The following is a 1,333-nucleotide window of genomic DNA, read 5'->3' on the forward strand; positions in this document are numbered from 1 at the left end:
TCACTTTGGCTAAGATGTCATTCATTGAATGCAAGCTCAGTGCTTCATTGCCAAGCGAGTCTGTTTGCTTGTATCGCTCTAACAAAAGCTTCAAACCGACAAACAACGCGTGGCATTTTTGGTTTGCAGTGAATTTAGTGTTTAAGGCGTAATGCAGCGGCTTGGTTTGTGCGTTGTCTGCGGTTTAAGCTGGCGTTAAGGCACACGCTCTTGGCTAGGTATCTATGAAACTGAAAGTTGAGTCATTAAATCGACTACAAATTCCGGAAGATAATGTACAGTTTATTTCAGCTATAGAGAATGAACTTAATGAATTTATAAAGGTTTGCGAGGGTTATTGCGATAGTGGCAGCTCCAAAAGGGATAAACAGAATCTGAATCGTTTACTCGATCTGTATGAGAACGATTCATATCATTTTATGAAGAAACGCTTTGATAAATTGAGTGAAAAGTGCAAGCACAGCCTTTGCAACATGACGATAAATTTCCACGAGAATGGTCTTCGTCTCGCCCCATCTGACTTTGATGGAAATGAAGTGCTTTTCCACGATGCGGCAAAGATTTTGGTTCACTGTAAGGCAAATAAAAAGTACTACTCTACGTTTCGTGCGCTTGAAAGCCTTTGGTGTTTTTTGAACTATAAGTATCCTTCAGAGACACGCTATGATAAATACAAGTTTGTATCTGAATTAATCGAATTAACTGAAGTAGAAAACTTAGATTCAGTACAAAGATCGTTTAGACGTTACAAAAATAGGTAAAATGTGCCTTTTTGTCCGTTATTTTTCTACTGCAGTTGGATAACCTCTTCTCAGCCAATTAGAGAGGAGAGTGTATGCTAAGTACTATTGAAATAATGCTATCTGCAAGCCCGCAGCATCTGGTTTTGATTTTCCTGATACTCGTACTTGTTACAATTAACAGGATGATTTGAGTTCAGTGCCTTAACAAACTGCTCAAGAGGGATTCGCAACGCGTGGCATTTTTACTATGCGTTGAATTTAGTATTAAGGTGGTTTGCGGCGGCTTCAGTATTGCGCTGCTCACCCCTTATCAGGGCGTTATGAAGCATCTAGGAAAATCCAGCAAAATTATAGGGTAAGGTTCAAAAATGCCACTTTGGTTTCATCGAAAGGCAAATTGGCTGCTTAGGTACTTTTGCCAAGTTACCTTATCTAGCAGCCATTTGCTGCGCCGTGATTTTAGAGGGCATCGAAAAATTCAAAGTTTGATGCTCGTCTTTGTTCAACTTGTTGTGGGTTCATTGTATAGCTGCCGGCATTTTGTGAAATGGCTCGGTGTCTTAGGCGTCTGTATTTGCTGGGAAATCGAG

At 40.2% G+C, this 1,333-nt stretch carries 1 protein-coding gene; it reads left to right on the top strand.

What is annotated here, in order from left to right; all coding sequences use genetic code 11:
- Window positions 1–224 precede the first annotated feature (224 nt).
- Complete coding sequence (locus tag HC752_RS24145) at window positions 225–761, top strand: hypothetical protein (RefSeq protein WP_190337722.1); 537 nt, start codon at window positions 225–227, stop codon at window positions 759–761.
- Window positions 762–1,333: the final 572 nt, after the last annotated feature.

The sequence above is a fragment of the Vibrio sp. S9_S30 genome (assembly GCF_014694455.1).
Taxonomy (GTDB): Bacteria; Pseudomonadota; Gammaproteobacteria; order Enterobacterales; family Vibrionaceae; genus Vibrio.